The organism is Vibrio sp. TRT 2004, assembly GCF_050113735.1.
Lineage (GTDB): Bacteria > Pseudomonadota > Gammaproteobacteria > Enterobacterales > Vibrionaceae > Vibrio.
Window position 1 is genome coordinate 1 of sequence record NZ_JBNJOH010000028.1, and the last position, 25410, is coordinate 25410.

The 25410-nt window shown below is 44.5% G+C and carries 25 protein-coding genes and 1 pseudogene; 10 read left to right on the forward strand and 16 right to left on the reverse strand.

Annotated features, from left to right (window positions below; all coding sequences use genetic code 11):
* Positions 1-230: 230 nt before the first annotated feature.
* Positions 231-674, forward strand: a complete 444-nt coding sequence (locus tag ACQEXR_RS12305) for a helix-turn-helix transcriptional regulator (protein ID WP_427020434.1) — start codon at positions 231-233, stop codon at positions 672-674.
* 1 nt (position 675) lies between these two features.
* On the forward strand, positions 676-1653 hold the full coding sequence (locus tag ACQEXR_RS12310; RefSeq protein ID WP_427020435.1) for a DUF3080 domain-containing protein: 978 nt from the start codon (positions 676-678) through the stop codon (positions 1651-1653).
* Here ACQEXR_RS12310 and ACQEXR_RS12315 read toward each other — a convergent pair.
* On the reverse strand, positions 1650-3605 hold the full coding sequence (locus tag ACQEXR_RS12315) for a DNA topoisomerase III (RefSeq protein WP_427020436.1): 1956 nt from the start codon (positions 3603-3605) through the stop codon (positions 1650-1652). The two genes, ACQEXR_RS12310 and ACQEXR_RS12315, sit on opposite strands and share 4 nt — an antisense overlap.
* Before the next feature lie 85 nt (positions 3606-3690).
* Entirely contained in the window at positions 3691-4026 is a 336-nt protein-coding gene (locus ACQEXR_RS12320) for a Grx4 family monothiol glutaredoxin (protein ID WP_138973587.1), read from the reverse strand.
* Positions 4027-4329: 303 nt separating this feature from the next.
* Between ACQEXR_RS12320 and sodB the strand changes: the two genes are divergently transcribed.
* The 3 genes from sodB (at position 4330) to ACQEXR_RS12335 (ending at position 6419) form a co-directional block, all read left to right on the forward strand.
* On the forward strand, positions 4330-4914 hold the full coding sequence (sodB, locus tag ACQEXR_RS12325; protein WP_069446954.1) for a superoxide dismutase [Fe]: 585 nt from the start codon (positions 4330-4332) through the stop codon (positions 4912-4914).
* A 133-nt stretch (positions 4915-5047) separates the two neighbouring features.
* On the forward strand, positions 5048-5551 hold the full coding sequence (locus ACQEXR_RS12330) for a VC2046/SO_2500 family protein (RefSeq protein WP_138973589.1): 504 nt from the start codon (positions 5048-5050) through the stop codon (positions 5549-5551).
* A 205-nt stretch (positions 5552-5756) separates the two neighbouring features.
* Positions 5757-6419 (forward strand): SDR family oxidoreductase, encoded by a 663-nt coding sequence (locus ACQEXR_RS12335; RefSeq protein WP_426953124.1) that lies wholly within the window; start codon positions 5757-5759, stop codon positions 6417-6419.
* 42 nt (positions 6420-6461) lie between these two features.
* Here ACQEXR_RS12335 and ACQEXR_RS12340 read toward each other — a convergent pair whose 3' ends face one another.
* Positions 6462-6914, reverse strand: coding sequence for a low molecular weight protein-tyrosine-phosphatase (locus ACQEXR_RS12340; protein WP_427020437.1), 453 nt, complete (start codon positions 6912-6914; stop codon positions 6462-6464).
* 110 nt (positions 6915-7024) lie between these two features.
* Here ACQEXR_RS12340 and cobO point away from each other — a divergent pair, with 110 nt between their 5' ends.
* Positions 7025-7630 (forward strand): cob(I)yrinic acid a,c-diamide adenosyltransferase, encoded by a 606-nt coding sequence (cobO, locus tag ACQEXR_RS12345; RefSeq protein ID WP_138973591.1) that lies wholly within the window; start codon positions 7025-7027, stop codon positions 7628-7630.
* 48 nt (positions 7631-7678) lie between these two features.
* Here the strand turns inward: cobO and ACQEXR_RS12350 are convergent, their stop codons facing one another.
* From ACQEXR_RS12350 to apbC, 4 genes are all read right to left on the reverse strand, one after another.
* Positions 7679-9289 carry a methyl-accepting chemotaxis protein gene (locus ACQEXR_RS12350; protein ID WP_426953125.1) on the reverse strand — a complete coding sequence of 537 codons (1611 nt, stop codon included), beginning with the start codon at positions 9287-9289 and terminating at the stop codon, positions 7679-7681.
* A 479-nt stretch (positions 9290-9768) separates the two neighbouring features.
* Positions 9769-11922, reverse strand: coding sequence for an AsmA family protein (locus ACQEXR_RS12355; protein WP_426953126.1), 2154 nt, complete (start codon positions 11920-11922; stop codon positions 9769-9771).
* 154 nt (positions 11923-12076) lie between these two features.
* Complete coding sequence (gene udk / locus ACQEXR_RS12360; protein WP_331417382.1) at positions 12077-12718, reverse strand: uridine kinase; 642 nt, start codon at positions 12716-12718, stop codon at positions 12077-12079.
* 247 nt (positions 12719-12965) lie between these two features.
* The gene (gene apbC, locus ACQEXR_RS12365) at positions 12966-14039 is read right to left on the reverse strand and encodes an iron-sulfur cluster carrier protein ApbC (RefSeq protein WP_138973595.1); all 1074 of its coding nucleotides are present in this window, start codon (positions 14037-14039) and stop codon (positions 12966-12968) included.
* Between the two features lie 157 nt (positions 14040-14196).
* On the opposite strand from apbC, the gene metG reads away from it, so the two are divergent.
* The 4 genes from metG (at position 14197) to ACQEXR_RS12385 (ending at position 18980) form a co-directional block, all read left to right on the forward strand.
* Entirely contained in the window at positions 14197-16272 is a 2076-nt protein-coding gene (gene metG, locus ACQEXR_RS12370) for a methionine--tRNA ligase (RefSeq protein ID WP_138973596.1), read from the forward strand.
* Between the two features lie 199 nt (positions 16273-16471).
* Positions 16472-17284: a hypothetical protein gene (locus ACQEXR_RS12375; RefSeq protein WP_426953127.1), complete on the forward strand. Its 813-nt coding sequence runs from the start codon at positions 16472-16474 to the stop codon at positions 17282-17284.
* A gap of 205 nt (positions 17285-17489) precedes the next feature.
* Complete coding sequence (locus ACQEXR_RS12380; RefSeq protein ID WP_331417379.1) at positions 17490-17693, forward strand: hypothetical protein; 204 nt, start codon at positions 17490-17492, stop codon at positions 17691-17693.
* A gap of 87 nt (positions 17694-17780) precedes the next feature.
* Positions 17781-18980 (forward strand): type III PLP-dependent enzyme, encoded by a 1200-nt coding sequence (locus ACQEXR_RS12385; protein WP_426953128.1) that lies wholly within the window; start codon positions 17781-17783, stop codon positions 18978-18980.
* A 95-nt stretch (positions 18981-19075) separates the two neighbouring features.
* Here the strand turns inward: ACQEXR_RS12385 and udp are convergent, their stop codons facing one another.
* The 9 genes and pseudogenes from udp to moaB form a co-directional block, all read right to left on the reverse strand.
* Positions 19076-19834 (reverse strand): uridine phosphorylase, encoded by a 759-nt coding sequence (udp, locus tag ACQEXR_RS12390; protein ID WP_045953819.1) that lies wholly within the window; start codon positions 19832-19834, stop codon positions 19076-19078.
* Between the two features lie 255 nt (positions 19835-20089).
* The gene (locus ACQEXR_RS12395) at positions 20090-22390 is read right to left on the reverse strand and encodes a zinc/cadmium/mercury/lead-transporting ATPase (RefSeq protein ID WP_427020438.1); all 2301 of its coding nucleotides are present in this window, start codon (positions 22388-22390) and stop codon (positions 20090-20092) included.
* A 57-nt stretch (positions 22391-22447) separates the two neighbouring features.
* A pseudogene (locus ACQEXR_RS12400) lies at positions 22448-22750 on the reverse strand (MATE family efflux transporter); the annotation flags it as partial.
* Positions 22702-22860: a hypothetical protein gene (locus ACQEXR_RS12405; RefSeq protein WP_426953140.1), complete on the reverse strand. Its 159-nt coding sequence runs from the start codon at positions 22858-22860 to the stop codon at positions 22702-22704. The gene ACQEXR_RS12405 and the pseudogene ACQEXR_RS12400, both read right to left, overlap by 49 nt.
* A 77-nt stretch (positions 22861-22937) precedes the next feature.
* On the reverse strand, positions 22938-23354 hold the full coding sequence (locus ACQEXR_RS12410) for a CBS domain-containing protein (protein ID WP_138973601.1): 417 nt from the start codon (positions 23352-23354) through the stop codon (positions 22938-22940).
* A gap of 317 nt (positions 23355-23671) precedes the next feature.
* Complete coding sequence (gene moaE / locus ACQEXR_RS12415; protein ID WP_138973602.1) at positions 23672-24130, reverse strand: molybdopterin synthase catalytic subunit MoaE; 459 nt, start codon at positions 24128-24130, stop codon at positions 23672-23674.
* Positions 24131-24132: 2 nt separating this feature from the next.
* Positions 24133-24378 carry a molybdopterin synthase sulfur carrier subunit gene (gene moaD / locus ACQEXR_RS12420; RefSeq protein ID WP_138973603.1) on the reverse strand — a complete coding sequence of 82 codons (246 nt, stop codon included), beginning with the start codon at positions 24376-24378 and terminating at the stop codon, positions 24133-24135.
* A complete protein-coding gene (moaC, locus tag ACQEXR_RS12425; protein ID WP_331427593.1) occupies positions 24375-24854 on the reverse strand; it encodes a cyclic pyranopterin monophosphate synthase MoaC in 480 nt (159 codons plus the stop codon). Before moaC ends, moaD begins: the two co-directional genes overlap by 4 nt.
* A 15-nt stretch (positions 24855-24869) precedes the next feature.
* Positions 24870-25382, reverse strand: a complete 513-nt coding sequence (gene moaB / locus ACQEXR_RS12430) for a molybdenum cofactor biosynthesis protein B (protein ID WP_138973605.1) — start codon at positions 25380-25382, stop codon at positions 24870-24872.
* Positions 25383-25410: the final 28 nt, after the last annotated feature.

Sequence of the window (25410 nt, forward strand, 5' to 3'; positions counted from 1 at the left end):
ACTCCGAATACATTAGCGCAAACCAACTCCGTTATTACTAAATTGTAGTTGCAATAACGGGGCGGACCATACATTTTCTATCTCGGGTATTCAGTTTTCACCACCCTGCCCCACAAAGTTTGATTCAACTCAGCAACGACAATGCCAATAGGCTTCAACAATCTTGGATCAAAAACGATAAAGCGATTGAACAGACACTAAATGTTCTTTTTACTCTCGACTTAAAAACAATGAGTCACGCCACGCAGCGTCTTTGGCTGGCTCCACTTTATCAGCAGTTAGCTGAGCGAGGAGCGCTTCACTGCCTGTTTAGTAGCGAACAAACCTCGTTTAGCCAGCAACTGACTCGTTATCTTGCCCAATCTCCGAGTGACACTCACCCATTAGAAGAAGTCGCTAGTCACTTTGCGATTAGTCGAGCGACCTTTATGCGCCGACTCAAAAAAGAAGGCACCCAATATCGCGATGTGCTTACCGAAGTGAGGCTCAATCACGCACTCAATTTAATGCAAACAAGAAACTGGAGTGTCCTCCAACTCGCTTATATGTGTGGCTATCAATCTGAACAACGTTTTACGCAACGATTTAGATCTAAGTTCGGTTTAACGCCGGCAGACTATATGCAGACCGTAAACAGCGATATGTCTCACACCGCTCAAGCAAAGGTGCATTAGAATGACAAAGTCGGCATTGGGGTTGGTAGTCGTGGCTTGTTGGATTCTGACCGCCTGTCAATCTGACCGCCCAAGCGTTTTCTTCGATGACTATCTTACTCGGGTGGTACGGGTTCAAAATGCGCCCCAAGTGGAGAGCACATTGGAAGACTATGTCAATCTACCTCGCAAGCGCGACCTATATATTGAGATACCCTCGATATCTATTGGGCTGCTCGATAGCTATCAACTGCGTCAGTGTGGCTTATTTAACTTGATTGCTGAGCGAAACTCCGTACTGGGTAAAGTCGTTGATGAGTTTCGCAACTACGATTATCAAAATGCACTATTGGATGGCTTGTCACGTTGTATTAATAGTCCGCAACTTGATCCAGAATTACAGCAAGTGCTGGCAGAGATAGGGGCACACAAACGCGCACAGTTGGCATTGCATCAGTGGAACTTGCTCTTTACTAGTGAAGCGATGCAAAAACAGTTACAAGGAAGTCAGTGGTTAGAGGCTAATCTTGGTCAAACGGTATCTGAGGTCAATGAAGCGCTAACTAGACTCAATCTCGCCTTCCATCAATCCGAAGAGAAAACCATCGACGTTCAAGAAACACTGGAGAAAAATAACATCGTTGGCAATCTAAACTACTCTCTTGTCATGGCGACCAGTAAGCTCAATCTGGTCACGCTGCAGCTTACCGAATATGATCATAGTGTTCTCTGCCAGCCCAACCGCAATACTACAAAATACCAGTACTTAAACAATGTCTTCGAACAGCAGTATGTCGTCAAAGTCCAACCTTATATGGCTCAGCTCGACCGCTATTATCAGAACCTATCCGCAAACTTGACTCTGTTTGCTCCTCAACCTGATATTCACAATTATGTTTATCCGTTAGCGCAAAACCATCAAGCTTTTCGGTTAGCCATACGCCGCCACGTTGACTACTGGCAGCAGCTCTTTAAACGCTGTGGTCGTCAGCTCGGCTAACCGGACTTAGGCGCCGTTTTCGTCGCAGGTTTTTTGCGATATCGAGCGTTTTTGCGTTTGTAGGCAGGGCGCTCTACTTGCGGTAAGTGACGTAGAGATTGCGGAACGTCACCACTACGAACTTGAGCCATCAGGTCATCAATTCGTTTCTGTAGCGCCTGCATAAACGGCAGATATGCCTGATTGCGATCAGCCATACCTTGCAACTGGTGCTCCCAGTTTGCCGTCATGTCTGGGAATGTAGAGTCACTCGGCAACGCGTGGATCAAACCGCGACCCGCTGGCGTACTGAGAATCGACTTACCCTGTCGTTGCAGTAACTGGCGCTTAAACAGCGTATCAAGAATCCCTGCACGTGTGGCTTCTGTGCCTAAGCCATCGGTTTCTTTAAGAATCTTCTTTAGCTCTTTATCTGCGACAAAACGGGCAATACCCGTCATGGCTTGTAGCAGCGTCGCTTCCGTAAAGTGCTTCGGCGGCTCAGTTTGGCGATCTTTAATTTCACCCTCACGGCAAGTGAGTACACTACCTTCAGGCAGTGGTGGAACCGTATCTACCCCAGAATCTTCATCATCCACTTTGCCCAGCAACTCTTTCCAGCCAGCGGACACCAACTGACGACCTTTAGCAATAAAGGTTCCTCCAACAATATCAAACACCAATTTCGCTTCGGCGTAGACTGCCGCTGGGTAAAACTGCATTAGATATTGTCTTGCGATCTGTTGATAGATCTTCATCTCGTTCGCAGAAAGCGCATTGTGTGAGGCTTTCTTTGGCGTCGGAATAATCGCATGGTGAGCGTCGACTTTTTTATCATTCCACGCTTTTGATTTAAGGCTAAGGTTTGCACCCTTTACCGCCTCACCAAGCTCCTTGGCATTGTTAGCGACAGCGTCACAAACACTACTAGCTTGACCATAGTGCTCAAGCGGCAAGTAACGGCAGTCAGAGCGGGGATAAGTAATCAACTTGTGTTTTTCGTACAGCGATTGACAGGTATCCAGAACCTGCTGAGCACTCATACCAAAACGTTTTGCTGCGTCAATTTGTAGTGCTGAAAGCGAATATGGCAGGGGCGCTGATTGCTTGGTCTGTTTCTGCTCAGACTCAACCACTTTGGCTGGTTGATTCGCTATTCGCTGAGCAACATTTTCGACCAACTTGCGGTTTAATACCCGCCCTTCTTCATCTTGCCACGGTTTACACGCTTCACTTGGCTTCCAACGCGCTCGGATATCAAACGGATGCGAGCCATCTTGGTAGGGAATCAGTGCGTGCAATGTGAAGTAGTCACGAGGGATGAAGTTCTCGATCTCTTCGTCACGACGTACAACCAGTCCAAGTACTGGCGTCTGCACTCGACCGACAGACAGTACCCCCTGATAGCCAGCCTTTTGACCAAGCAAGGTATACGCTCGAGACATATTCATACCGTAAAGCCAGTCTGCACGGGAGCGAGCTAATGCGGAGATTGACAGTGGAATAAAGTCACGATTACTGCGCATTTGGTTCAAAGCGCGTTTCACTGCAGGTAAGTTGAGGTCGCTGATCAACAGACGTTGGGTCGCATCCTTCTTCGATTTGCTTACTTTGCAATAATCGAGAACCTCGTCCACCAGCAGTTGCCCTTCTCGATCTGGGTCGCCAGCGTGGATTATCTGACTCGATTCTTTAAGCAATTTTCGGACGACGGTTAACTGTTTGCTGGCAGACTTTCGTGGTCTTAATTGCCACTGTTCCGGCACAATCGGAAGATCTGCCAGATTCCATTTTTTATAGCGTTCGTCATACGCATCAGGCTCTACCTGTTCAAGCAAGTGACCGATGCACCAAGTCACCACATCACCGCTACCACAGCGAATAAATCCTTGCTCGTTTTTTTTAGGGCCCGGCAGTGCCGCAGCAATCGCGCGACCTAGGCTGGGTTTTTCAGCGATAAACAGACGTGACATAAAGTAGGACTAGCTAAAAACAATAAGGGCCACATTATCGAATGTGGCCCTTATAAATCAAGAAAAACTGTAAATTTAAACAGTATTATTCTTCGTCAGACGCTGCACGCTCAGCCGCTTCTTTTACTAGAGGCTGAAGTTCACCTTTCTGGAACATTTCAATGATAATGTCACAACCACCGATAAGCTCGCCTTCAATCCATAGTTGAGGGAAAGTTGGCCACTGTGCGTAAGCTGGTAGCTCTGCACGGATATCAGGGTTTTGAAGAATGTCTACGTACGCAAACTTCTCGCCACAAGCCATCAGCGCTTGTGCCGCTTGTGAAGAGAAACCGCAGCTAGGTAGTTTAGGAGAACCCTTCATGTATAGAAGGATAGAGTTTTCTGCGATTTGCTGTTTAATTTTATCGATAGTTTCCATTGCTTCCTCTTAATGGAGTTACTGCAAATATTCTGGACATTCTAAACCATTAGCGCAGAATAAAAAGCCTATATTATCTATGGTTATTTACAAGGTTATGCTTTTGAGACTTGCTGAGCTTAACTAATAAAGAAATTTCATATAGAAAATGTCACCCTGCGCTTTTAATAAAGTAAAAACTTGCTAAACTAGAGCGCAAGTCAGCAAATTGATCATGGTTGGTGATTCACTGACCATGACTAATAAATAACACTGGAAGCAATCGAGAGGGGCAACCCTTTCTCATCAATGGAGAATTGAGCAATGGCATTTGAACTACCAGCTCTTCCTTACGCGAAAGACGCACTAGAACCACACATCTCAGCAGAAACTCTAGATTTCCACCACGGTAAGCACCACAACACTTACGTTGTAAAGCTTAACGGCCTAATCCCAGGCACTGAGTTTGAAGGCAAAACTCTAGAAGAAATCGTTAAGACTTCTACTGGCGGTGTTTTCAACAACGCAGCTCAAATCTGGAACCACACTTTCTACTGGCACTGTCTAGCGCCTAACGCAGGTGGTGAACCAACAGGTGCAGTTGCAGATGCAATCAACGCTGCATTCGGTTCTTTCGAAGAGTTCAAAGCAAAATTCACAGATTCTGCTATCAACAACTTCGGTTCTTCTTGGACTTGGCTTGTTAAGAAAGCAGACGGCTCTCTAGAGATCGTAAACACATCTAATGCAGCGACTCCTCTAACAGAAGAAGGCACAACACCACTTCTAACTGTTGACCTATGGGAACACGCTTACTACATCGATTACCGTAACCTACGTCCAGACTACATGAACGGTTTCTGGGCACTGGTTAACTGGGACTTCGTTGCAGAGAACCTAGCAAAATAATCCATCTTCCCTAGGATTAAAATTTAGTCATATTAAAAGCCAGCATTTCGCTGGCTTTTTTGCTTTTCTCACTATGATTTTCCTAAAGTTTTTCGAAGCTAAGTCGCTATAAAAGCAACACTCGAGAGGCATTATGCAGATTCATACTTTAGACAAAGCAGCAATTATCAACGAACTTCAGTTCGGTAATGGGATCAACCATGCCGTACACGAAGGTCGTCGTGCAGACTTTGCGCTAATTCTGTCAATGTTCTCTGATGACGTTCGCGACAACACGCCGACGGAAAAAATTGACCAAGTGGACACCAGTGAGCAAGCGTTACGCAAACGCTTCGAGTTGCAAGGCCCACAACAATTGCGTTCAGATCAAAGCTCCTATGAACTTTCTGCCCAGCAAGCATCTCTCTTTCATAGCTCCGGTTTACCGAGTGCAAAACTGTGTCATTACTTAAAACCTGACGCTCTGACCTATCTGCCAGAAGAGACTCATGACTTGCCAGAAGAGGTCTACCATAACCTGTCGGGTCATCAGCGAAGGCTGCTCAGTGAAAAAGAACCTAAGTCTTTGATGCCTATCGATCTTTATAACCAATTAATCAAAGCTCAGCGTACTTTCCAAATTCAAGCACAAGCTTAGCACCATCATTCTACTTCACAGTTTTTTGTCTTAAATGTGCTACTCCACTAGCAAGATCCCACCAATGTGTGAATAGTGCCAAAGAATCGTAAATAACCTTCCATCTCACTAAGGTTATTTGACCTTATTCACAACTAAGTCACAGTTAATCTACCATGATATGTGGACACCTTTTTGCGCGTACATTGCTTATGGGGGGAAGCCAATGGATATAAAAAAAGCTGTCGTTTTAATCACATCAGCAGGTTCTCAGATCGGGAGTACTCTTGCGTATCACTTCACCTCGCTTGGGGCGACCGTGGTTTTGTGTGATGTAAACAATCCACAATTAAAACAGACCTATCGTCTGTGCAGTGAGATCTCCGACAATGTATTCCAGTTCACGATTCAAGATCATTCACTAAGCTCAATTCAAGACCTGTTCGGTTTTATGGATAGCTCCGTCAAACGCTCACCAGATGTGTTAATTAATGCATTGACGGCAGAAGCCATGCCACACATTTTTGATCAACAAGCCAGTGCATTGTTTACCCAAAAGCTCTCCCTAATGGCAGCAACCATGTTCAGTTTTGGTCAAGCAACCGCAGAACGCATGCGACAAGAGAAGAAAAATGGCGTGATTGTTAATGTCATTGCACATCCGGAATATCAGGATTTATCAGGTTTTGACAATGCCACCTCGATGGTCGTTGGCTTCACCCAAAGCTGGGCTCGTGAACTAACGCCATTTAATATTCGAGTTGCTGGTGTTGTACCTGCTCTTGAGCATGACGATACCCATTGGGCGGAAGTACAAGATGAGTTGATTCGGAACACAGAATATATTGTCTCTAATGACTACTTTAGTGGTCGTGTGATGGCTGCTTAGAGTGCTCACCACCAAGTATTGAAAATGGTGAGCGACAGTTGTTTATAGAGAATCTAGAATTTTCTCAGACGCTTCTTCAATGAGATCCAACACCAACTCAAATCCGCTATCACCGCCATAGTATGGATCTGGAATTTCATCGTAGCTTGAATTGGTATAGCTTAAAAATAGTCGAATCTTGTTCTGAAAATGGGCCGGACACTGGGAAATAAGATCCGCTTTATTGTCTCTGTCTGCAGCAAGAATGAGGTCAAAAGCTTCAAAATCACTGCTAACAATTTTCCTTGAGCGAATGCCTTTAAATGAATAGCCGCGTTTCTCTCCCGCCTCTTTGGAACGCGCATCTGGTGGATTGCCTTGGTGATAACCAATTGTACCTGCGGAATCAACTTCAACGTCAATACCTCGCTGGCTTGCCTTAGCTCTCAATATAGCTTCACCAGTTGGTGAACGACATATGTTTCCCATACATACGACGAGTATTCTCTTCGCCATCGACCTACCCTCCTCGCTAGCTATTAGTTGTCCATAAAACTGGTAGGTGTTTGCATCAACTTGAATCGGTTATCATATCCACAAAGTGACTTAATAAAAAAGGAATAACCATGGTCTCTGAGAGCAACAAAGAAGCACGTCACAAAGCAAGGCAACAAAAAGTAAAACAAGAGGTCGATGCGAAAGTCGCGGCAGCTCAGGAAGAGAAAGGCTTGTTGTTGGTGATTACTGGCAATGGCAAAGGAAAATCCACTTCTGGATTTGGTACGATTGCACGAGCAGTAGGCCATGGCCTCAAATGTTCCGTTGCTCAGTTTATTAAAGGGACATGGGACAATGGTGAGCGTAATCTTCTTGAAAAGCTCGGCGTTGAGTTCCAAGTAATGGCTACTGGCTTTACATGGGAAACACAGAATAAAGCAGCCGATACAGAAGCAGCGCAAATCGTCTGGCAGGAGTGTAAACGAATGCTTAAAGATGAGTCGATCAACGTTATCCTGTTTGACGAACTGACCTACATGGTTAGTTACGGCTACATAGACTTAGATGAGGTTGTCGACGCACTGACTAACCGTCCTAAGATGCAATCTGTAGTGATCACAGGACGCGCCGCTCATCGTACATTGATCGAGCTTGCAGATACGGTATCCGAAGTGAAAAACGTCAAACATGCTTTTGAGTCAGGTGTAAAAGCCCTCAAAGGCGTCGACTGGTAACCTAGACAAGCACCTAGATGTAAGACTCTAGGTGCTTGAAATACAAAGCTACTCGACAATGAAACGACCTAATAGCTCCTTTTGATCCTCAGATAAACGAGCAAGTTCGTCAGAAGCTTCAAAACAATGTTCAATGCTTTCGCTGTTATCTGTTACGAGCCCAGATAGAAGCGTAATGTTCTCTGAAATAGATTCCGTCACCTGCACCTGCTCTGACGAAGCCGCCGAGACTAGCGTATTTTGTTCAGAAATTTTTTGCACAGAGGAGTCGATATCCATAAAAGCATTCAAAACTTGCTGGGAAATGTCTTCACTCTCTTTTAGCAACTCTAAATTATCTTGAATCTGTCTATAGACCGTTTCAGCTTGATCTTGAAGCGCCCCAATAACACTCTGAATCTCTGATGTTGATTCTTGTGTTCTAACCGCTAAGCTTCTCACTTCATCTGCTACAACAGCAAAACCTCTTCCTTGCTCTCCGGCTCGAGCTGCCTCTATCGCTGCATTGAGAGCCAGCAAGTTCGTTTGTTCTGAAATACCATTGATGACTTCTACTACTTGACCAATATTGCTCGAATGTTCCTTCAGCGCCATCATCACTTGGGCAGAGCCATGAATAGAACCTGAGATCTTCAATCCAATTTCTTGAGAGCAATCAACTCGGCTTCGACCCAGTGAAATATGTTGCTGCGCTTTTTTCGATGCTTCCTCTGCAAGAGATGCGTTGCTATTTACCTCTTTAGCGGTACAAGACAACTCCGTAATTGAAACGCTAATTTGATTAAACTGCTCTCGCTCTTGTATCGCATTATCTTTTGATTGTTGCATCACCGATGATAGCTCAGTCGCAGATGAAGCCACATTAAGACCATTCGAATTCATCGTTTTGATAATTTTAGAAACGGATTCTGATAGCTGATTAATAGACTTCGACAAAAGGCCTATTTCATTGTTACCTTCATACAAACTAACAACAGTAAAATCTCCACTTGCCATTTTTTGCAAAGCTAAAACAATGTTATTAATAGATTTGGACAGACCATTTGAAATATACCAAGAGAAAATCAAAGCGACAATAAATATGATAGATATTTCTATATAGCTATCAATGGTAAGTTCCTTTACATCTTGCTTTGATTGTTTAAATTCATTTCTAATACTGGCATTCATCTCATCAGAAAAATCTGCAAGTGATGTAATCAGTTCCAATGCCAACATATCAGATTTTTGCAAGTACAAGTCAAGCTCGTCACTATCCGTCGAGTATTTCCTCTTATAGTTTACCAGCTCTTTTACATGTTCATAGTAATTATTAAACTTGTTTTTTCGAGCAGCGGTGGTTGCCTTACCATCATCAATGAAGCCCTTTTCAAGGTTTTGGTGCCATTCAGCCAATGACTTTAAAAACTCACTCTCAAGCTCCTTACGCGTTGATGCTTTAAGAAATAATAACCAGATCTCATAGGTTGGCTGTATTTCGTTGTCATTAATTGCATTTATGGAGGTGAGTGCTGAGTGAGAAATCTCAGACAAAGTGACTATCTCGTCGTTCATTTGTCCTTGCTTAAGGATATATAATGAAGAAAATGAAATTAATATAGCGACAAAAGAAATATTTAACTTACTTTTTATACCTAATCCACGAAAGAAACTTCTCATTTATTACACCAAATATTCGTACACATGTACGCCTTATTAAACACGGTTGAATTACTTAACATGATAACAACAATAAACGAACGAATCTGTAGGATAATACCGAAATCAATGTAGGAACTATCACTTAGAACCTATCCCAAAAGGATTTCATTCCCACAGAGATTTATTCCAAACAATGCGACCACAAGCAAAAATAGCTCTATTAGATTGTTATTATTTAAGTTTATTCACGACAAGTAATGGCACTCTCAATAGATACGAGGATGAATGTACTCATGTCTTCGTTGTAATATCACGGGTACTGTTGCGAGGACAACTTTATGATAAAGATAACATTGATGAGATATGCGTGGCATTCTAATTTAATTGACTTAGGTTAGAACACCAAGCCAACAACCTGACCAGAATAACCTTACAATTGTAAAAAAGGGCTTCTAATAAATTAGAAGCCCTTTTTTTATATAACAAAATGCCAGGTGTTAGTTAAACAAGCCTTTAATTAAGCTGTTAACCGCTTCCTTGGTTTTTTCATCTTTGATTTTGTCACCTAATTTCTCATCGAGCTTTTTCAGACCACGATCAATTTCTTTTTCCGCTTTCTGTTTCAGCACATCATCGAACACGAGCTTGAACTTAGGCTCAGACCAGTGACCAGATATATTGATAGGAATGGTAACGTCTTTGAGTTCATCAATGTCCTTGCCACCTTGCCCTTCTAAAGAGCCAACAATCGATGTACTGACGGTAAAATCAACCGTTTCATTGAGGTAATTGGCACTGCCTGTACCACGAATGCGCAGCAATGGTGATTGCATGGTCAAATCGTTAGTCGACACATTGCCCTTGTTAAGCTTAAGTGTTGCTTTCATCGCACTGAAGTCAGTTTTTTGCACTTGATCAACGGACTCAACTTTTTCGCCTTTGATCTTTGCATAGTTCTCACGAATTAACTGAGCGACGTTAATACCATTAACTGCACCATCTTCGAAGTTAATCACCACATTGCCGACTAAGTTCTTCTTAATGCCAGTTGGCGTCAGGCTAGTACCTTTTACGTCAACATCAATGTTACCCGTCCCTTCTAAGGTCTCATTGTTAGCTACATCCTTCAGTAAAGGCAGCACTTTAACACCTTTGATGCGTTTTATAGCCGTATAGCTGGCTGGTGATTTACGTGCATCTAAACGTGCAGTTGCACTAATTGAGCCCTCATACAAATTGGACGTAAACGAAGTCAGTTCAGCAACACCACGATTCACAGAGAAGCTTGCTTTAACATTCTGCATTTTGGCATTACTCGCTTTGAATTTGTCGATACTAATATCACCTTCTATATCCAACGTTTTTAATGCCGTTAAATCAGGTTCAACCTCTTCAACAGGTTTCTTAGGCGATATTTCAGATGGTTTCTGTTCAGATTTTTGTGCTGGAGAAGAAGCTTGTTTCTGCTCTTCAGCTGGCTGATGAAGGCCTAAAAACTCATCTAAATCAATATTAGGGCTGTGCAACGCAAAACGAATTTTTGGAATCTCCACGAGCGTCACATCCGCTTTGCCGTCAAATTGCAGTGCGTTGGCAGTTAATTTCTCTAGTACAAAGCTTAGGTGACTTTTAACTAGGTCAAACGATAGGTCTGATGCCATATCCACTTTCATCGGCGATTGTGGCAAAGTCTCGCCTTTGAATTGTGCATCTAGTATCAATTTGTTCATTAATACTTTGGTAATCGCCTGATCAACAGTTAACGAAGCAGAACCTTTCATATCAATATCAAGGCCAGCCGCATTACCTATGACTGAGTAGGTTAACGCATTGGCTTTATCAAACTCGAACGTCTCTAGGCCGAGCTTAACACTATCAATGCGAGTGGCAGGATCACTCATGCTTGCCTCGAGATTTATATTGCGCAGAGCGTATTGCGTGAAACCTGTAGCCAGTTTGAATTCAGCATCACCTTTAGCACTGAACTTCTGCTGATTGTTTTCACCTTTGGCAGCAAACTCGACTGTGGTCCATTTTTCTGCGGCAAATTCAGACAGATTTAGTGATACATCGTAAAGTTTAGTAAACGAGCCTGCCTGTTTATCCTGAACATCAACCGAAGCGTTAGAGATTGTGACACCCGCTACATTGATACTCCAAGCCGGCGCGGAACTTGGGGTTTCTGAGCTCTGCTCGGCTGGTTCAGAAGCAACATCAGTTGTCGGCGCTGAAGTGGCGGTATCTGCCTGAGCGTTTTGTGCCTGAGTAAGAGCATCAATATTTCGCGTACCATCTTTTAGCGTTTCTAATGAGAACGCAGCACCATCCAGTGTGATGTTGCCAATTTCGAGCTGTTTGTTAAACAAAGGCATGACAGAGACATCAATTCCTACCGTATCGACTTTAAACATATTCAGCTGTTCAAAACCTTGCGGGTTACGCAATTCAGTCTGACCTAGCTCAAAGCCAATCGATGGGAAAAACTGCCAGCTAATATCACCGTCGATGACCAGATCTAACCCAGTTTGAGTTTTGGCTTGTTCGACAATTAGTGGTTTAAATTGGTTGGGGTTAACGAGGGTAACCAACGCGATAATCGCACCAAGAATAGCAATTACAGGGATGGCTATTATTAGTAATAGTTTCTTCATCAGCAGTATCCTTGCTTGGTGAGCACACCAAAAAAAAGAGGCAAGCTCCAAGTATAAATGATCGTGGCAGAATATCAGACGACCATAAAAAGAAAGTGGCACTAAAAGTGCCACTTATCTCATAAAAAATAAAGTCTTAAGCGATTATTCGGTATTAAGCTTTCAAAAGTTTTGCAATGTGAGCTTTTAGCACATCAATCGCGATACGGTTTTTACCGCCACGAGGTACAATAATGTCTGCATATTGCTTTGATGGCTCGATAAACTGCATAAACATTGGGCGAACGGTTTCTTGGTACTGTTTAAGCACTGAATCCATTGTGCGGCCGCGCTCTTCTACATCACGTTTTACACGACGTAGCAGACAGATATCCAACGGCGTATCCATAAATACCGTCGCGTGCATCAGGTCACGTAGACGAGGATCGGTCAGAAGAAGGATACCTTCAAGGATAATGACTTTCTTAGGCGTCATTGTTGTGGTGTTTTCTGTACGGGTGTGCTTAGTGTAGCTGTACTCAGGTACTTCTACTGCTTGTCCCTTAACTAACTGCTCTAGGTGTTGGCACAGCAGATCATGATCGAGTGCGCTTGGGTGGTCATAGTTGGTTTTTACACGCTCATCCATACTCAGATGGCCTTGGTCGTTGTAATAGCAATCTTCCGTAATCACACCAATTTGATGATCGCCCACTTTCGCACGTAATTCGTTGTAGATAGTGCTAGCGATTAAACTTTTTCCAGAAGCAGACGCGCCAGCAATACCGACGATGACGCATTGATTATTATCAGACATTATTCTTGCACCCGATGAATTAGATTGGTGTCATATGCTAATACTAGCAGTGCTCATCGAACCGAGCTCTGTGTATTAGGACAAATTTAGATAAACCGCCTGATTATAGGGAGTTAAGAGGTGAGTTGCCAGTCGCTATTAAGCCGATTTACGTAAATGGAATAAAAGTTTTCAGCGCAATCGATTACACGGAATAAGAATTAAAAAGAGCGCTAAATGAACGCTCTTTTTTTGACCACACTACCGATTATTCGACCATGGTAAACAGTATTGAATCGGGTTTTGCTTTGCCCTGCCAGTACAATCTCGAGCTTACTGCTTCCGCCAAAGTGAGATATTGTCTTCCATGCTCAGACTCAGGTCGAGCAGCGACTGTCGGCTCGCCTCGGTCGATATCTTCTCGCATTTGAATGTGTAGAGGGATTTGAGCTAACAAGTCTAAGCCATACTCATTGGACATTTTTTCTGCACCACCAGCACCAAAGATGTGCTCTTTTTCGCCACAGTGACTACAGATGTGGTAACTCATGTTTTCGACAATGCCAACCACAGGAACGTCTACTTTTTGAAACATGGCTGCACCTTTACGCGCATCGGCCAACGCTAGGTCTTGCGGTGTCGTGACGATAACCGCCCCCGTGACTGGGACTTGCTGGGCAAGCGTTAACTGGATATCCCCCGTACCTGGCGGCATATCGATAACTAAGTAATCTAGCTCAGGCCATTCGGTTTCATTGAGAAGTTGAGCCAACGCTTTCGCCGCCATAGGGCCACGCCAAATAGCCGCTTCATCTTTTGAAACCAAGTAACCGATTGAATGTGTGTAAATACCATGGGCAACAATCGGCTGCATCCACTTGCCATCTCTAACTTCTGGCTGAGCCTCTGTCTGCCCTAGCATAAGAGGAACCGATGGGCCATAGATGTCTGCATCAAGCAATCCGACCTTTGCACCAGATTTTGACAGCGCAAGTGCAAGGTTTACCGATGTCGTCGATTTACCTACTCCACCTTTTGCTGACGTAACAGCAATAACATTTTTTACCCCTTTCACCTGTGAGGCCACGTGTGTTTCAAGGGCTTTTGGTGCAACAAGAATGTCATACGAAAACGACGCCACCTCACCTTTCGATTGAGCAGCCGCTATCCAGTCAGTCAGCTCCTCAACTAAACCGTTAGCTGCAAAAGGAATTTCTATCTTAAAGCCCGCCGCTTCGACACTAACGATCTTGGCTACTGACGCCCACTGTGGCGCTAAGCTTGAATGCTCAAATTGGTTTAACCAATCACAAAAATCTTGCTTTGAACTGAATTGACGCATAGGTCCTCCTTATGCATCTAATCGTAACACTCTGTCAGCCTAGACTGAACCATGAAAAAACTAGGGTATTCCTGTAACTGGTACCTTGGAGTCACTGGTTGGATAAGGTAGTATTACTCTCTATTTTTTTATACATCCTAAGAAGCGAATATTAAGTATGGCAAACGATCCAAGAACTCTTGATCCAAGGAAACTGCTGGTCACTTGTGCCCTTCCGTACGCTAACGGTTCGATTCACCTAGGTCACATGCTTGAGCACATTCAAGCTGACATCTGGGTTCGCTACCAACGCCTACGCGGCAACACTGTAAACTTCATCTGTGCTGACGATGCTCACGGCACGCCAATCATGCTAAAAGCACAACAGATGGGTATGACGCCAGAAGAGATGATCGCTGCAGTAAGTGAAGAGCACCAAAAAGACTTCGCTGGCTTCGATATTAGCTTTGATAACTACCACAGCACTCATTCAGAAGAGAACCGTGAGCTTGCATCTCACATCTATCTGGAACTGAAAAAAAATGGCTTTATCTCTAGCCGTACTATCTCTCAGCTTTTCGATCCTGAAAAAGAGATGTTCCTTCCAGACCGTTTCGTGAAAGGTACTTGCCCTAAGTGTAAATCAGAAGATCAATACGGCGACAACTGTGACAACTGTGGTGAGACATACAGCCCTACTGAACTGATTGATCCTAAATCAGCAGTATCTGGTGCAACACCTGTAATGAAAGATTCTGAACACTTCTTCTTCGACCTACCTCAGTTTGAAAGCATGCTACAAGAGTGGACTCGCTCTGGTTCGCTACAAGCTGAAACTGCAAACAAGATGCAAGAGTGGTTCGAATCTGGTCTTCAACAATGGGATATCTCGCGTGATGCGCCTTACTTTGGCTTCGAGATCCCAGGTGAGAAAGACAAATTCTTCTATGTTTGGCTAGACGCGCCTGTTGGCTACATGGCTTCATTCAAGAATCTATGTAACAAACGTGACGACCTAGACTTCGATGAGTACTGGAAAAAAGACAGCACGACCGAGCTATACCACTTCATCGGTAAAGACATCGTGTATTTCCACTCTCTATTCTGGCCAGCAATGCTAGAAGGCAGTGGTTTCCGTAAACCAAATAACGTATTCGTACACGGCTACGTAACGGTTAACGGTGCAAAAATGTCTAAGTCGAAAGGCACATTCATCAAGGCAGCGACTTACCTAGAGCACCTAGATCCTGAATGTCTGCGTTACTACTATGCAGCGAAACTCAACAGCCGTATCGACGATCTGGATCTTAACCTTGAAGACTTCACTCAACGCGTTAATGCTGACGTAGTTAATAAGATTGTGAACCTTGCTTCTCGTAACGCTGGCTTCATTTCTAAACGTTTTGAAGGCAAGCTATCGGCAAACTTCGCTGAACCTGAGCTATACAACGAGTTTGCGGCGGCGGCAGATCGTATCGCAGAACTTTACGAAACTCGTGAGTTTGGTCGTGCTATTCGTGAAATCACCGCACTAGCAGATAAAGCGAACCAGTATGTTGACGAGAAAGCACCGTGGGTAGTGGCGAAAGAAGAAGGTAAAGACCAAGAGCTACAAGACATCTGTTCTGTCGGTATTAACCTATTCCGCGTACTGATGACATACCTCAAGCCAGTGATGCCAGAACTTGCTGCGCGCACTGAAGCATTCCTGAACGAAGAACTGACTTGGGATGGCATTGCGACGCCACTGACCGCTCATGAAATCACGAAGTTCAAGGCACTATTCAACCGCATCGATCCTAAAAAAGTTGAAGATATGGTTGAAGCGTCTAAGCAAGATGCTGCCGCTGAAGTAGCAGCGAAAGAGAAAGCAGAAGCTGAAAAGAACCAAGCTAGCCAAACAGAACTCGACAAAGATCCAATCGCTGACGAGATTGAATTTGACGCTTTCGCTGCAGTGGATATGCGTATCGCACGTATTATCTCATGTGAAGAAGTGCCAAAAGCAGACAAGCTACTCAAGTTCCAGCTTGATATCGGCGGTGAAACTCGTCAGGTTTTCTCGGGCATTAAATCGGCTTACAAACCTGAAGAACTGGAAGGTAAGCTAACCGTAATGGTAGCAAACCTAAAACCTCGCAAAATGAAGTTTGGTATGTCTGAAGGTATGATCCTAGCCGCTGGCCCTGGTGGCAGCGAATTGTGGATCCTTGAACCACACGAAGGCGCTCAGCCTGGCATGCGCGTCATGTAAACTGAATAAATCGTCTAACTCAGAGCCCTACTCATCGAGTGGGGCTTTTTTATGTCCCTCACATTATCAGTGCTTTATGCACCAAATCGGTTCAAAATAATTCAACAACAAAATTTAAGTGATTGAATTTTAAGAAAATTAGAATTGGCACCATATCTGCTCTACCACTTTGTAGGTAAACATTAACAAGGAGTAAGTTATGTTTGTGCTTTTTTCACTAATCTTGTCCCTGGCGATTCTTGCAACCCTATTTCACCATTCAAAGAAACGTCATTCCGGTCTTGAACGAAAATTCGAGATTTTAGTTCTGCTGCGCCAACTGTTGCTGCTTAGCCGACAACATAGAGCCATCACACATCAAGCATTGACTAGCCAAGATTTTGAGCGCCAACAAAACACACTGGCGGGCATTTTCGATTCGATGATGGACCACTCCAATACACTTATCGCTACAGCCCAGTTCGAAAACAAGCCAATGTATCGAATTCTGCAATTAAAGCTCAAATCTCTGCACCAAGAGTGGCAACACCGAACAGTGGCACGGAATCAGATTATTCACGGCAAAACCATTCGCCACTGTATGTTTTTAATGGATGAAATCGCGATTGCATGGCTGATTGAATCTGGCCGAGAAGACATTAGTGACGAATATCATATGAACTGGCAGCAGGTACTCGATAGTATGGAGACGCTCACCCAACTAAGAATATCAATTCAGGATCTTGACCACCCTGAAGGTATGATGCGAGTGAAATACTACTGCGATAAAACTCGACGCAAACTGAGCCAACTTTCATTGATTAGCCCACTTTCTGTTGCGTCACCGTTGAGCTCCAAGGCAATGCACACACTGACAGAACTCAATGCCAATGATGCACTAGAGATGACCAGTGACGAGCTGTACCAACTAACCACTGACATATCCTTGGTTATCTCGCAAGTGTATGACCAAATGTTGTCTGACATGACTGAAAGTCTCTATCTGCCGTTACCTAAAATCGCATTTAGTTAACGCCAAGTGCTAAGCCGTCAACACGACACTCAACAATGGGTAGCAAGCACGCTACCCATTTCTATTTCTTGAGTATTTCTTGAGAGGACAGACGCCTCAAGACTTGTCGTAAGGCCAATAAACAGATTAATGGTATCCCATATCGTCTTATGGACCACATCGAACTTATCGCCATTAGTGCCCATTAGTGGAGGGAGTACCCTTTTTGGAGAGCATTTGTGGAGAAGAGTTGCTTGCAAAACAAACATTCCCTGTCGTAACAACAAAAATTATTCACTTTCTTTTGTTCATCCAGCTATTGATTGCAAAGATTGATGCTTTTACTATCACTTTGCTTCTTGATGATAGCCAATCCGAGTACATCACAGCAGATTTGTGGCAAGGCGATAGAGCAACTATCCAAGAGTGACTTTGACTGCGCTTTGCGCATTTTTTGACGCTCCATGTTTCTTTGTCATCACATTGAAACATGCCTATAACTTGTTGGAGACTGGCTATGGCTGCTGCTCACTCTGTTTTAGATTTTCAATCTTATTCTGCTGGTGCTCTATCTGCACCAGAATCTCAACTTATTCAATCCTCGGTAGAGCAATTTGGCGCACCACTGCTGCTGCTAGATTGTGATATTGTTCGCCAACAATATCGTGCCCTAAGCAACGCACTACCTAATGTCACTTTGCATTTTGCGCTTAAGCCACTGCCACACCCAGCTGTTGTACAGACACTATTGGCTGAAGGAGCCAGTTTTGACTTAGCAACCAGTGGTGAAGTTGACCTAGTGGCAGAGCAAGGTGTACCAGCAGAGCGTACTATCCATACTCACCCAATCAAGCGTGACCGTGATATTCGTGACGCACTGGCGTATGGTTGCCGTGTTTTTGTTGTCGACAACATTAACGAGTTAGAAAAATTCATCGCCTACCGTGACGAAGTGGAATTGCTCGTGCGCCTGAGCTTTCGTAACTCAGAAGCATTCGCGGATCTTTCGAAGAAGTTTGGCTGTACTCCTCAACAAGCGCTAGAGCTAATTGCGCAAGCTCAAGAGTGGAATATTCGTATTAAGGGGCTCTCGTTCCACGTTGGGTCACAAACCATGAATCCACAGAAATACGTTGACGCAATCGACACCTGTAAGCACCTCATGGAGCAAGTTGTTGAGCATGGTTTACCTGCGTTAAGTACTCTTGACATCGGTGGCGGATTCCCTGTGAGTTATAACACTCAGGTAATGCCGATTGAACTGTTTTGCCAGCCGATCAATGCGGCTTTAAACCAGCTACCAGAAACGGTTCAGGTTATTGCCGAACCAGGGCGCTTTATTGTTGCTCAAGCGATGACGGGTGTTGCATCAGTGATGGGACAAGCAGAGCGTGATGGACAGATTTGGTACTACCTAGATGATGGTATCTACGGTTCATTCAGTGGTTTGATGTTTGATGATGCTAAATACCCTCTCACGACGATAAAACAGGATGGAGAGTGGCTACCGAGTATTCTTGCTGGCCCTACATGCGATAGCATTGATGTGATTGCGGAAAACATCATGCTGCCAAAACTGAGCAATGGTGACTTAATTGTCAGCCGCATGATGGGCGCTTACACGAGTGCCACAGCAACTGACTTTAACTTCTTCAAGCGTGCACAAACCATTCTGCTCAATGAAGAAGCAACCGAGCAAGCTCGCTTGCTTGGTTAAAAACAAACAAATCCGGCGCGTAACCGATAATCCGAAATAAATAAAAAGGCCCTGAGTATCAACGCAGGGCCTTATCTATTCGGTCACTGTAATCTTTACAGCATCTTACGTGCAGCTTCAACTACCACTTTGATTGAACGAGCTTCTGTCTCTTTTAGAGTTGAATGATCCGGGATTTCTTTCTGAGTACGGTTGATGATTACACCCGCTACACAGCCAGCTTTAAGACCAGAACTTGCACACATAGTAAGAAGTGTTGCAGATTCCATTTCAAAGTTGAGAACGCCCATCTCTTGCCACTCTTTCATAGAGCCTTGGAAGCGCTTAACAACACGACCAGAGAAAGTATCGTAACGCTCTTGGCCTGGGTAGAATGTGTCGCTTGATGCCGTTACGCCCATATGAACCGTAGCGCCACTTTCTTCAACCGCTGCTTTCATTGCTGTCGCAACTTCAAAGTCTGCTACCGCTGGAAATTCCATTGGAGCAAAGTGCAAACTTGCACCATCAAGACGAACAGAACCTGTAGAGACAATCATGTCACCCACGTTAACGTGTGGTTGAATTGCACCAGTCGTGCCTACGCGTAGGAAGGTACGAACGCCAAGTTGCGCTAATTCTTCAACTGCAATAGAAGTAGAAGGGCCACCAATACCAGTTGAACATACGACAACAGGCTTGCCATCAAGCTCAGCACGGTAAAGTGTGTATTCACGGTGGCTAGCAAGGAAAACTGGGTTCTCCATTTCTTCTGCAATTTTTTGAACGCGTGCTGGGTCACCAGGAATGATCGCTAATGTTGCGCCAGCGAGATCAGATTCAGTAACACCAAGGTGGAATACAGCTTGAGACATAGGGGACTCCTTATTGTGGCGAAATTTGGTTGATTAAATTTTACCATTCGCTCTATAAATTCATCGGGTACAGAACATACTGTAACCAACTACCAAGAGCTTTATAGTGACACTGATCACAACAATGATCGCAACAAAAATGAACATTGCAAACAAAATCGTTTTCGATCACAATTTTTAGCAAATCCAATTTGTCAGTTGCATAAAAAATAGCCCTTACATCATAAATGTAAGGGCTATTTATTGTTCTATCCACTAATCGAGTTGGGACTTAAACTTTAACAGTCGCAACGCATTGAGTGTCACTATCGCTGTCGCGCCACTATCAGCCAGTACCGCCACCCACAAACCCGTTAAGCCGAGCAAGCTGGTAATAAGGAAGACACCTTTCAAACCGAGTGCCAAAGCGATATTTTGACGAATTATGCCTAACGTTGATCTCGATAACTCAATCATTCCAGCAAGCTCAGTCAAGCGGTTATGAGTCAAAGCTGCATCGGCCGTTTCTAGTGCTACATCAGTACCCCCCCCCATGGCAATACCAATACTTGACGCTTTCATCGCTGGAGCATCGTTAATACCGTCTCCAACCATGGCGACATTATCGACCGCCGATAGCTGTTCAACGTAACTCACCTTATCTTGTGGCAGCAGACCAGCCTGGTAGTCAATACCGATCATTGAGCTAATAGCCCTTGCACTGCGAGGGTTGTCACCCGTCAACATGATAGAGCGAACACCCAATTTTTGTAACGCTTTAACCGCTTGTGCCGAATCATCTCGCAAGGTATCTTGCCACGCAATTACCCCCATTACTCTTGCTTGATTTTCAATCGCGACCACAACGGTTTTACCTTGCTGCTCTAACCCTTCAATCTGCGTCAGCCAATTTTCACTAAGTGGAAGAGTCACTTTACTTGGTGCTGTAACCTGATATTCAACATTATCAACGACACCTCGAACACCACTGCCAACCAAAGCTTGCTTATCTTTGGCTTCAGGAATGTCAATGCCCATGAGTTTGGCTTTGTTCACTAGAGACACCGCCAATGGATGACTTGAGCCAACTTCAATAGCAGCAATTTTCTCCATTAAGGTCATTTCGGTCCATTCACCAAAGGCAATAAGATCGGTCACTTCTGGTTTACCTTTGGTTAAGGTACCCGTTTTATCGAAGGCGACTGTGTCGATTTTTCCAAGCTGCTCTAAGGCTGCCCCACCTTTGATCAACGCCCCACGCCTTGCTGCCGCCGCAAGCCCAGACGTAATCGCTGCCGGTGTAGATATAACCAAAGCACAGGGACAGGCAATAAGCAGTAATGCCAAACCTCGATAGACCCAAGTTTCCCAAGGTTGAGCAAACAGAAGCGGAGGCGTGATGATGACAAGTAGTGACACCAACATCATCAAAGGGGTATACCAACGACTGAACTTATCCAAGAAACGTTCTAATGGTGCTTTACGCGATTCCGCCTCTTCGATGAGGTGGAGAATACGATCAATAGCGTTTTCACCCTGTTTGGAGGTAATGGTCAGTCGAACAACTTTATCCACGACAACCGCGCCAGCCATGACAGATTCATCTTGGTATCGTTCAACAGGCACAGATTCGCCTGTTAAAGCACTTTCATCGAAGCTAGCGACCTCTGCCAGTAACTTGCCATCAGCAGGAAGACGGGAACCGGGTGACACTTCAATCACATCGCCAGGAAGCAACTGACTTGCTGATACCTCAACACGTTTACCATCGATGATTTGGATTGCATTTTCAGGAACTAGCTCCATCAATGCCTGCACACCACTTCGTGCCCTTGAGGCAGCAAACGCTTCTAACCGCTCGCCAATGAGAAACAAGAGTAATACCATCGCCGCTTCGATAGTCTCCCCCAAATAGAGAGCACCAAGTGCCGCAACGCTCATCAGGGTTTCAATAGCGAAAGGGGTACCCGAACGAGCAAGGGCGATCGCCTTTTTACTGATTGGATAAAGACCTGCAAGACAGGTGAAGATAAACATCCACTCACTGATGAGCGGAAATGAGGGGCTGATGAGTGCGGCGACCGCCATAGCAGAGGCTATCGCAATGATTTGACTGTTCTGAATAAATACCGACTTCCAGCCCTGTGAACGTTTTTTGTCTTCACGCGTGCTAGCGCTAGAAAATGTAAATCCGCTATCAATGACGGCTTGCTCAACTAACTGAATGACACTAGCGCTATCGGTTTTAATGATGAGCTTTTCGGTCGCAAACAGTACCTTGGCTTCAGCAACACCACTTACTCGGTTTACTGCGGTCTCAATTTTTCTTGCGCAAGATGGACAATCCATCCCTTCAATTATCCAGCTTTGAGTAAAACGTGTAGAAAGACTGGGCTCCCCCTCATCTTCACTAGGGTCTGAGCCGCTGCTACAACTGTTCGAGCTGCAACAGCCCGCTTCTGTAGTTTCGACACCGACAATTTTAATTGACGAAATATTTGGGCTAGCGCAAGAACCAGATTGGCTTGGAACTGGTGCCATTTTGGTTGATTGGCATGCTTTGTGTTTTGTGCACATATGTTTATCTCCGTTCACTGTACACTCGAAGTGTAAACCTTAGAGCTAGCTCCAAGGTCAACCTTTTTCTCGATTTTGTTGTGTAACATCTGTGGTTGCGGCAACATCATCAATGAGCACAGCATCATGACTACAGAAAGGTTGACTGTTCACACTGGTAATAGCGGGATCAGAGGTCGCATGTTCAAGACACGCCGAACGCATCAAATCATTAATATGCTTACGAAGCACCACGATGGCGATCAAACCAAAAACAACTGTGCCAAGCGCTTGACCATAAAGTACGCCCAGCGCACCAAACCACATTGCCCCTAAGTGGACAAAGGGCAGCGTCCCCAACGTTGCTTTACCAAGATTGAGAAAAACAGCACAGTAAATTGAGCGAAAACGGACGCCTGCGCCGGCCCCGACATCACGAGTATGTGACGCATGGTTGACCCCTGAACAAACTTAGCACTCTGATCAGACATACGCTTCCCTTTTGAGCTTGATGGAAAAACAACAAGAGGTGCACGTGGCACCTCTTATTATTTTCATGTTCTAACTGTTATACAGGATGTTTAAAGCAATCCTCAATATTTTTGCCTATCGCTCTGAGCACATCTCGTCGCGTAATGATGCCGACCAGTTTACCCGCGTCAATGACAGGATAGACTTTCGGACGCCCTACCTTCATCATCTCTGCCAACTCAATAATCGATGTATCAGACGTAACGGATAGCACTTCGCGATGCATACAATCTGCAACAATGTGACTGTCCTGACAGTAGTAACTCACATTAATGAGTTTATCGAGTAGATCTTGCCCAGAAAGAAAACCGATGACCTCTTTCTGCTCGTTAATAACTGGACCACCTAGATAGCGTGAATTCATTACCTTGTCGAGAGCTGCCGTCAATGACATCTCTGGGGTAAAGGTTACCGCTTGCAGGGTCATGTAGTCTTTTACTTTTAATGATTCCATCTGTGTCTCCTTGCGTGCAAGCTTTGCTGTATATTGTAATTGTTGTCTAATTTCTTGATTTTACTAAATGGAAATCAACAATTTTTGCAATAGGCTAAGTCTATTAAACCTCACGCCACCACTTACAATGCTTCTGAACATCCGTATTCGCTCGCCATCCGCCTATCAAATGCCCTGCAAATGACATGCTATGACTAGAAAATATTTAATCCAACAACCACAGTTTCAGATCTTGCCAGAGAGACTCTTTCGCTGTTGTAATAAACAATAAAAAAGCTTCCCTAAGGAAGCTTTCATTCTCGCAACTCGCTCTGTCACTATTTCTGCTGCCAGCGTTCAGCAGCTTTGGCGTCAGAGTCTCTTGACTCGACCCAACGCGTGGTATCTGTGGTGCGTTCTTTTTTCCAAAAGGGGGCTTTGGTTTTAAGATAATCCATCACAAACTCACACGCATCGAAGGCCGCGCCACGGTGCGCGCTCGACACACCAACAAACACGATTTGATCACCGATATCCAAATCTCCAACACGGTGAATGACTCGGATATTTAAAAGTGGCCAACGTCGCTCTGCTTCATCACAGATTTCACCTAGTGCCTTTTCAGTCATACCAGGATAATGCTCGAGCGATAAGCCAGTAACATTATCGCCAAGGTTTATATCACGAACCTTACCAACAAACGTCACCACAGCACCTGCTGAAGTACCATCCGATAACGCCTGATATTCATCACTGAGAGAAAAATCTTCAAACTGAACCGATACACGACTGTCCATGTTTATCCCCCAGTAACTGGCGGGAAGAACGCCACTTCGTCACCAGATTGAATCGGATGATCCAAAGGTACAATCGATTGATTAACCGCGGCCAGCAGTTTACCCGGCTCCAGAGCTAAGTCCCACTTACCTTCTTGCTGAACGAGATGCGCGCGAATAGCTTCAACAGTAGCAAAGTCACCCTCTAGCTCGAGTTCATCCTTGCCAACAAGTTCACGCGTCTGTGCAAAAAAAAGAACTTTAATCATTGTTCCACCTTAAAGTGACCCGATTTGCCACCTGTTTTTTCCAGCAAGCGAACCTGTCCAATGACCATGTCTTTCTGTACCGCTTTACACATGTCGTAAATAGTCAGTGCCGCGACCGATGCAGCAGTCAACGCTTCCATCTCAACGCCAGTTTTGCCTGACAACTTACATACAGATTCAATTCGTACCATATTTTCTGCTTCAATCGCTTCTAGCTGTACTTCAACCTTAGAAAGCAATAGAGGGTGGCACAGTGGAATCAGATCCCACGTTTTCTTCGCGGCTTGAATCCCTGCGATTCGCGCCGTAGCAAATACATCACCTTTATGATGCTGACCAGAGACAATCAGCTCTAGAGTTTCAGCGGCCATGTGGACAAAAGCTTCTGCACGAGCTTCACGCACTGTTTCTGCCTTAGCCGATACATCAACCATGTTTGCTTCACCGGAAGCGTTAATATGAGTCAACTCGCTCATTGTTCGCTCCAAAAATTATACCGATAGGTGAGGCATAAAGTTACAAGGACGGTGGCTAGCGTCTAGCTGCTGCTTGATGATCTTAGTCCAACCCGTGCGGCAAGCGCCTGTCGAACCAGGCATCGCAAAAATAACCGTGTGGTTAGCAAAACCGGCGATCGCGCGTGATTGAATGGTTGACGTGCCAATCTCTTCGTATGAAACCATACGGAACAATTCACCAAAACCTTCAACTTCTTTGTCGAATAATGGCTTCAGTGCTTCTGGCGTACTGTCACGAGAAGTAAAGCCTGTACCACCAGTAATCATAATCGCTTGAACATTTTCATCCGCAATCCACTGTGAAACGATAGCGCGGATTTTGTACATATCATCGATAACAATCTGCTTATCAACCACGTTATGACCTGCTTCTTTAGCGTTTTCAACTAAGAAGCCGCCTGACGTATCGTTTTCTTCAGTACGAGTATCCGAAACGGTTAAAACTGCGATGTTTGCTGGTTGGAATTTGCTTTCTGCGTGACCCATTTGTTCACCTTTATTTTTCAAAGTAATG